Annotated in this window: 4 protein-coding genes; all 4 read left to right on the top strand. The window is 30.7% G+C overall.

The genetic code is table 11. The features are described from left to right. Positions 1-360: 360 nt before the first annotated feature. A complete protein-coding gene (locus tag EI71_RS09850) occupies positions 361-825 on the top strand; it encodes a hypothetical protein (protein WP_119017053.1) in 465 nt (154 codons plus the stop codon). A gap of 114 nt (positions 826-939) precedes the next feature. Further along, positions 940-4,026, top strand: coding sequence for an HD-GYP domain-containing protein (locus EI71_RS09845; protein WP_119017052.1), 3,087 nt, complete (start codon positions 940-942; stop codon positions 4,024-4,026). A gap of 142 nt (positions 4,027-4,168) precedes the next feature. Further along, the gene (locus EI71_RS09840) at positions 4,169-7,573 is read left to right on the top strand and encodes an ABC transporter ATP-binding protein/permease (RefSeq protein WP_119017051.1); all 3,405 of its coding nucleotides are present in this window, start codon (positions 4,169-4,171) and stop codon (positions 7,571-7,573) included. A gap of 95 nt (positions 7,574-7,668) precedes the next feature. Then, entirely contained in the window at positions 7,669-8,598 is a 930-nt protein-coding gene (gene tig, locus EI71_RS09835) for a trigger factor (protein WP_119017050.1), read from the top strand. Positions 8,599-8,700 lie beyond the last annotated feature (102 nt).

Raw genomic sequence — 8,700 nt, 5'->3', positions numbered from 1 at the left:
TTTGTCACAAGGAGTCAGCAGAGGTCATAGTAGGTAGAAATGCCGAAGGACTGAATGAAACTGCATATAAAGAAGCAAACAAATCTCTTGGATATGTATGATGAGCCCAAGTAATAGAAACGTATATGATATGAAAAGGCAGTAAAGTGTAATATGAATTCAATGATACTTTGTTAGCAATAAAGAAAGAATATGCAAGTTTCAAACCGCCCATTGCCGAACGGCACGATGTGGTGGTGTGAGAGGGGATGGAAGATAGTTAGAAATAATTATTTTCCTACTCTACTCGATTTTCTTTACGATTTTTCTTGACTTTACGTATAAAAGTTTGTATTTATTAATACCGAGGAGGAGAGAAAAATGAAAAAACATATGAAGGGCTTGGGCTTAACATTAATTATTTCTGGTGGTGTAATTGCAATGTTTTCATCAAGTCTATTATTAATTGCGTTGCGTGGGGCTTATATAGTATTTGGTGTTGTAATTGGAACCATATTTGTTCTAGCTTTAATAATGGTTTTCTTTGGAATATTATGTATGACAGTGCTTCGTCCTAAAGAAAAACAAAAGGAAGATGGATTTAGCAGCGAATGCTATGTCGCAGGATATGGATCATTTACCTGGAGAGGCAGAAGATCTTGGCATAACCATACTACATATCACATTAAGGTAACTTATAAGGGAGAATCTGGAGATTTCCATGATTATAAGATTCCTTGTCGCTTTGAAGAGGTAAATAAGTATCCCAATGGAACAAAGCTTCATTGTATTGTTTATGGTGAAAGATGCTATGTTGACCCAAATTATATTTATGTAATTGAATAAAACTTGAATTTAAATGGATGCCTGTATATTTAATATACAGGTTTTTTCTTTCTTATAGAAAAAGGCAAAAAAATAATATATAATAAGTAAAAATGACGATGATTGGGTGATAGCATGGAGAATAAGTATTATAATGAAAACTATTATAACGCGAACACAGTTTTAAAGTTTTTAAGAAAGGTCTTAAATGAAATCAATAAAAGCTATGTAGACTCAGGAATGCGTACAGCATTCCTTATGAAGCGTTATATTGAAAAATATAAAATAGATCAAGAGCATTGCCATGAGCATGTTCTTTTATGTATGCTAAAGGATATTGGCTTATTCTATATGGATGGTGCTGTACCATCCAATGACCCAGCACTTGCTGCCGCATCCTCCTATGCGTTTTTACACCAATGCTCTCCACTAGATGCGAATGCACGCCCACTTTTATTCTATAAGGCTAAATATATGGAGGATGTTAATAATCCAGATTATGATATGGGATTATTAATGACTCTTTTATATCAGGTAAGCTTATATATTTATCAGCGTAAGGATGTTGAGGAAATAGAAGAAATCTTGAGAGAAGATAGAAAAAGAAAAATATATAATCCAGACCAAGTAAAAAAGGTCATTAAGCTTTTAAAGGATAGTCCAGATATTATAGAAAAACTAAATAGTGAAAGTGAATTATATGTATATGAAACATCAAGGTATATATCCTTAGCGAATTATGGAACAGATACCCTAGGTGAATTTTTAGATACTACATCCTTCATGTTTGAATTCCATAATCATGAAACTATGGCTCATACTGTAACAACAGCTCAAATCGCATATGATTTAGCGATTGCTTGTAAGCTTACAGAATCTACATCTCGCGCAATCGAAATTGCAGGTAAGGTCCATGATATCGGTAAGATTCGTGTACCACTAGAGATTTTATGCTTCCCAGGAAAGCTTGAAGGCGAAGCTTTAGCTGAAATGCAAAATCATGCAAAATATACTAAAGAAATCATTGAAGGATGCTTTTCCTATGTAATTGTTGAAATTGCATCACGCCATCATGAAAAGCTTGATGGATCTGGTTATCCATTAGGTATAACAAAAAAGGATTTAACAAGTGCGGATAAGGTATTAGCTGTTGCGGATATATGTAGTGCGCTATATTGTAAAAGAAGCTATAAGGCAGCATTTACTCCAGAAAAGATTCAATCTATATTAATTAGTGATGCCAAGGCTGGTAAGCTTGATGAGAGAATTGTAAATCATTTAATTGATGATTACGATAGAATTATGGCAAATGCCAAGGCAGTAGAAGATATTGCACTAAAGAAATATGAAACAATGAAGGATGAATATGAAGCATTAGCGAAATCTCCCGCATTAAGACATGTCTTTGGTGAATCTGAGGATTTAGATTCTGAAAGACCAGAATCTATTGCTGCAGATGAAACAGAAGAATATATTTCAGATGTCATTAAATATGATATGAAAAAGGATTCTGATGTAGAAGAACAAATCATTTATGTTGATGAAAATGGAAACGAAATTGATTATAATCCAGAGGATGAAGAATTATATTCTAGCGATCCAGAAGAAGCAGTATTTGCTTTAGAAGAAGAAAAGAAACTAGATCCACTAGAAGAATATAATCAAGCAGAAATGGGCGATGTTCCAATTGAAGAAATCAAAAATGATGATGAAGAGGAAGAAGAGCCTACTGAAGAGGTTGAAGCTCCTGTGTTTGATTTAAATCCAAAAGAAGAAGTAAAAGAAGAGGAATCCCCTAAGGAAGAACAAAAATCCATAGATGATGAATTTGATGCCTTCTTAAATTCAATTCCAGAAGTAGAAGATGACCCTTTTAAGGATGCTCCTAAAAAGAAGCCTTTTGTACCTAAGGTACCTCTTAAGCATCCAAAAATGGATTTTGATCCATTTAAAGAAGATATTGATCCTGTATTCCAAGAGCCTATTTTACCAAAGGAAGAATCTAAAGAGGATATTGATTTAGAATTTGATGCCTTCTTAAATTCCATCCCAGAGGTAAAAGAAGATCCATTTAAAGAAGATGAAACTATAGAAGAATCTAAAGAGGAGCCTAATCTTGAACTAAACTTAGAGGATAATCAAGAAGCAATTGAAGAAGAACAAGAGATAGAAGAATCTGTTTCAAATAATGAACCAGAAGAAGAAACTGAAGAAATTGACGACACTATAGATGAATCTGAAAGCGAAGAAGCTCCTATAGAAGAAACTGAAGAATCTAGCGAAGAATTAGAAGAGGAAGAAACTGAGGAATCCGATAATGACCCATTTGAGGATGAAGAAGAAATCGATGAGTCTATAGATGAATCTGAAAGTGAAGAGGAAGCTGATGATGCTATAGAGGAGTCTTCAGATATCCAAGAAGATGAGGATATCATAGATGATGAAGAGGATTCTGAAGAGGTGGATGATTCCATATCAGATAATGATGCAATTAATTCAAAATATGATGATATAGATGAAGAGATTGATGATTCTACTATAGAAGAGGTTAAAAAGGTAGAAGAAGAAAAAGAAGATGATTATGTAACATCTTATGTAGATGAAGATGAATTTGATTTAATTGAAGATGAAAAGCCAGAGGATAGTATTATTCCAGATGAATCAAAATATGAATTAGATCCAAATGAAGAAATTGATTCATCTATAGAAGAATTAGATTCTAATAAAGAAGATGATTATGTTGAATCCTATATGGATGAAGATGAGGAAGAATCTGAAGAGAAAATAGATGATTCTCCATTAGAAACAAAATCTATAGATGATACAAGTGAATCTTCATCAAATAATCATGAAGAAGATGAATATGTCACTTCCTATTTTTCAGAAGAGGAATTAGAAGAGGATTCTAAAGAAACTGAAAATAAAGAAGATGAATATGTCACATCTTATGTAGAAGAGGAAGAAGAATCAAATAAAGAAGAACCTTTAAAAGAAGAGTCAAAGAAAAATTCAAAATCTATAGATGATGAAGACGATGATGATTCTGATGACGAAGATGAAGATGATGACGATGATGACGATGACGACGATGAAGACGAAGAAGACGAAGAAGAGGATGATGAGGATGAGGAAGAAGACAAAGATCCAAAACATAAGAAATTCTTCTCTAACGATATCTATAGAAAGATGTTCACATATAATCCTAAAAATAAGAAAAAATAACAAATTATGCGCACTCAAGGGAGTGCGTATTTTTTTGAAATTTATCTTATATTTCATAAAAACAATTCATTTTATTTAAAAAGTATGCTTCAATATAAGTATAGGGATACTTTTTAAAAACTTAAGAAGGGAGTGAAGTTTTATGCTTGAAATAAGAAACTTGACTAAGGTATATAAATCTAAAGGTGGAGTGACTACTAGAGCTTTAGATGGAGTTTCTATTCAATTTCCATCTAAAGGATTAGTTTTCTTACTAGGAAAATCAGGTTCTGGTAAATCTACCTTATTAAATGTTACTGGTGGATTAGATAAACCAGATGATGGTGAAATCATTATAAAGGGAAGAAATTCTAAATCCTTTTCTTCTTCAGATTTTGATTCTTATCGAAATACATATATTGGTTTTATTTTCCAAGAATATAATATTTTAAATGAATTTAATGTAGAACAAAATATATCTTTAGCTTTACAGCTTCAAGGTAAAAAGAATGATAAGGAAGCTGTAGAAAAGATTTTAGAAGAAGTAGATTTAGCTGGCTTTGGAAAAAGAAAGCCAAATACATTATCTGGTGGACAAAAACAAAGAATAGCTATCGCAAGAGCTTTAATTAAAAATCCAGAAATCATTATGGCAGATGAGCCTACTGGCGCATTGGATTCAAATACTGGTAAGCAGGTATTTGATACACTTAAAAAATTATCAAAGGAAAAGCTTATTATTGTTGTATCTCATGATAGAGATTTTGCAGAAATATATGGAGATAGAATCATTGAGCTTTCTGATGGTAAGGTAATTTCTGATGTCACAAAGGAAATTAAGCAATCTAAGAGTATTTCATCTAATGTTGAAATAATCAATGATAATATTATTTCTATTAAAAATGGTAAAGAAATAACAAAAGAAGAATTTGATGATCTTTATTCCTTATTAAAAAATAAGGATGGTGAAATTCTTATTTCTAATGGAGAAAAGCAGATACCTTTAATGAAACAGGTAGCTCATATAAGTAATGATAATAAATCGGAAGTGTTTAATGATACAAAGGACGTAAAATTAGAAGAATATGATGGATCTAAAACGAAATTTATTAAATCTAGATTACCATTTAAAAGAGCATTTAAAATGGGCTCATCCTCTTTAAAATCCAAACCTATCAGAATGCTATTTACTATATTCTTAACTATTGTTTCATTAACAATGTTTGGTGTTGCATCCACATTACTCTTATATGATTCGACATATTCTATTTCAACAGGCCTTGAGACTTCTGTAAATGATTATGAAGCACTAGCTAAGACTTATGATAGAATGTATCACCAGGATGTTTATAATAAGGATACTTTAGAATTATCGGATGATTCTAGGGCATATTCAACATCAGCTGGTATGGGTATGTTTACAGAAGATGAAATTAATAGAATGAATGAAAATAATGTTGGCCATTATTTTACTGGTGTCTTTGGTACAACCAGTGGTAGCCTATATTTTCAAGATTTGAACTTTTATGCATCTTCTTATTATAGATTAAGAAATTTTACAGGCTTTATAGATGCCAGTAAAGAAAAGCTAGATAGAAGTAATGTTAGCTTAAGACTAGGTGAAGCACCAACAAAGGTGGATGAAATTGCAATTAGTAAGTTTATTGCAGAATCCTTAGTATTAGTTGATAAAGATATCAATTCAATATCTGATTTAATTGGTAAAGAATATAATGCATACATGTCAAATTCAAGCTCATTTAATGGAACAATTAAAATTACAGGTATTTATGATTGTGGTTCAATTCCAGAAAAATATAATACTCTAAAGGATAATAAGAATAATGAGCTTGAAGAAGAATTTGAATATTATTTAAGATATAGCTATCATGCATATGCTTATGTATGTAAAGATTTTTATGATTATTATGGATTCCAAAAACCAAATAATAGTCCTTATATAAATTCTAGAGCCTATGGTAGTATTTATTCTACTTTAGATAATTATTATTCTAAGAGCGAAACATTTAATTTCTTACCTGCAGAGTTTTCAGATGAGTTAGTAAAAGAGTATAAGATTTATGATTTAAATGGAAATCCAATGACTTATAGAAGACCTAAGGATAATGAAATCTATATAACTGGAAGTAGCTTCTATCAAAAGCAATATAAGACTAGACAAAATTTAGCTAAAAGATGTGCAGAAATGATTGAGAATTCGGCATTTTCTGATAGTTTAAACACATTCATATCTAGTGGTAATAGAAAAGAAGAATATAGAAATAAAATCAATGATATATATAGTTATGGAGAATATGTATCAGATGAGGCAGTAAAGGATATCGTTGATTTCTTAGTTAATTTCTATAATCAGTATTATCAAGAATATATTTATCATTATTATCTATCTTCTAAAATGGTACTTGCATTACAAGAAGCAGAAAGAGAAAATAGACAAGATGAAATTAATTATAGTGATATATATAATCTTTGTTATAATTACTATATTACGGATTCTGAAAGAAAGGATACAACATTTAATCAAATCAAAGATTATTATGAAGCCAATAAAGATTTCTTCGACGAGATGCTTACTAGAAGCTATGCAAAGGATGCTTCTGATGCAATTGTAAAGGCGTATGAGAATAGTGATTATTCTATATTTGATGCTGATTTTTTAAATTTAAATTATTACGATGCCCTTGATGTTCGAAATAATTTAGTATGTTCTTTAGATTTAGCTAAAAAATATGCTTCATTTGCTAAAGAATATTTAAGTAAAGATAAGAACTATCAAGAAAAAGATTATAATTTACCTACAAATGAGGTTATAGAGTCTTTACTAGATTACAAAGTAGAAGGTAAGTATTATTTACAAACGGATGATAATTCTTATGAATTAATACCAATTGGGTATACAGATTCTAATTATATTTTCTCTATTTATTATTTAAAAGAAGTTACTCAAATATATGAAGACATAAGAATAAATTATTATTCTACAGCTTATCAAGATGAGCTAAATGCAAAATATGATTTTGCAATTACTAGAACGAATTATTCTCAAGCACAAATTAAGAATTTATTACAAACCTTTGATACTTATAAATATGCAATGACCAATCAGGTTTATATGAGAGTATCTGCAATTGTAAGTACAATTGATACAATGCAAAAGGTATTCTTAATTATAGGTATTGTGTTTGCGGTATTTGCATCCTTAATGCTATTTAATTTTATATCCTCATCTATTTCATCTAAGATTAAAGAAATAGGTATATTAAGAGCTATTGGTACTAGAGGATCAGACTTATTTAAGATATTCTTCTCTGAAAGTGGTATTATTGCAATCATTTGTTTTACTATTTCTATAGCTGCATCTATTGCAATATGTATTGTATTAAATAACAATATGGCTTCTGGCTTAGGTATAAAATTATTGAATTTCAATTATATTAATGCACTAATTATAGTTGGAGGAAGCTTAGTTATTGCGCTCATTGGTACATTTATACCAGTATTTATTGCAAGTAAAAAAGCACCAATTGAATCTATTCGAACACTATAAAAGTGATAACCACTCGATTTTGAGTGGTTTTTCACTTTTATTTTTGGATCTTTTCCTATATAATGTAGTCAGTCTAAGAAAGAGAGTATATTATAATGAAAATTAGTGATTACAAAGGATTAAATGTTGGTAAGAAGGAGTTTTCTCCTGTTAGTGAAGAAGAGATTACTGCTGAATTAAATAATTTATTAAATAGCAAGGTATCTTATAAGACTAAAGAAGGAAAGAGTGTCTTAGGAGATACTGTTAATATTGATTATAAGGGATTATTAGATGATGTAGCATTTGAAGGTGGTACAGCTGAGAAGTATGATTTAGCTTTAGGTAGTGGTTCTTTTATTCCTGGCTTTGAAGAGCAGCTAGTTGGATATGAGGCAGGAAGTGATGTCGATGTACATGTTACATTCCCAGAGCAGTATCATGCAGAAAACCTAGCTGGTAAGGCTGTAGTTTTTAAGTGCCATATTCATGAGGTTAAAGAAAAGGTTACACCAGAGTTTAATGATGAATTTGCAAAGGGCTTTGGCTTAGATAGTGCAGAAGCATTAAAGACTGAGCTAGCTCGTCAGATGAACGCAAAGAAGAAAAATGATTTAGATAATGAATATTTAGGTCGTTTAATTAAGACAATCATTGATGCATCTGAAATTGAAGTAAGCGAAGAATTAATGAAGGAAAGAGTAGATGAAATCTATTCTTATTATGAGCAGCAAATTGGTCAGTATGGTATGACTATGGATTCTTATTTAGCTATGCAAAGCTTAACTGTTGAGGATTTTAGAAATCAGCTTGCAGACCAAGCAATGGCAAGTGCTCAGGGCGATGTTTTATTTGATGAAATTGCAAAGATGGAAAATATTACTGTAGAAGATTCTGAAGTAGAGCATGAGCTAAAGATGTATCAGGATTATTACCAGGTACCAGATGAAGAATTCAAGAAATTTAGAGACGAAAAGACAAATGACGTTAAGTCTGATATCTTAAGAAGAAAAGTTGCAGTATTCTTAGTTGAAAATAATAATTAACGAGAAATTATAGCCGATTATTCGGCTATATTTTTTTCTAAAAATTCTAAGAAACCACTTTCAAAGACACATAACTAGAATTTATTCTAGAATGTGTTATAA

The organism is Anaeroplasma bactoclasticum, assembly GCF_003550015.1.
Classification (GTDB): Bacteria; Bacillota_I; Bacilli_A; order Acholeplasmatales; family Anaeroplasmataceae; genus Anaeroplasma; species Anaeroplasma bactoclasticum.
This window is presented reverse-complemented; position numbering and strand designations above follow the sequence as displayed.

Coding starts and splice junctions, on each gene's coding strand:
- EI71_RS09850 (WP_119017053.1), top strand. CDS start 361: ATGAAAAAACATATGAAGGGCTTGGGCTTAACATTAATTATTTCTGGT.
- EI71_RS09845 (WP_119017052.1), top strand. CDS start 940: ATGGAGAATAAGTATTATAATGAAAACTATTATAACGCGAACACAGTT.
- EI71_RS09840 (WP_119017051.1), top strand. CDS start 4,169: ATGCTTGAAATAAGAAACTTGACTAAGGTATATAAATCTAAAGGTGGA.
- tig (WP_119017050.1), top strand. CDS start 7,669: ATGAAAATTAGTGATTACAAAGGATTAAATGTTGGTAAGAAGGAGTTT.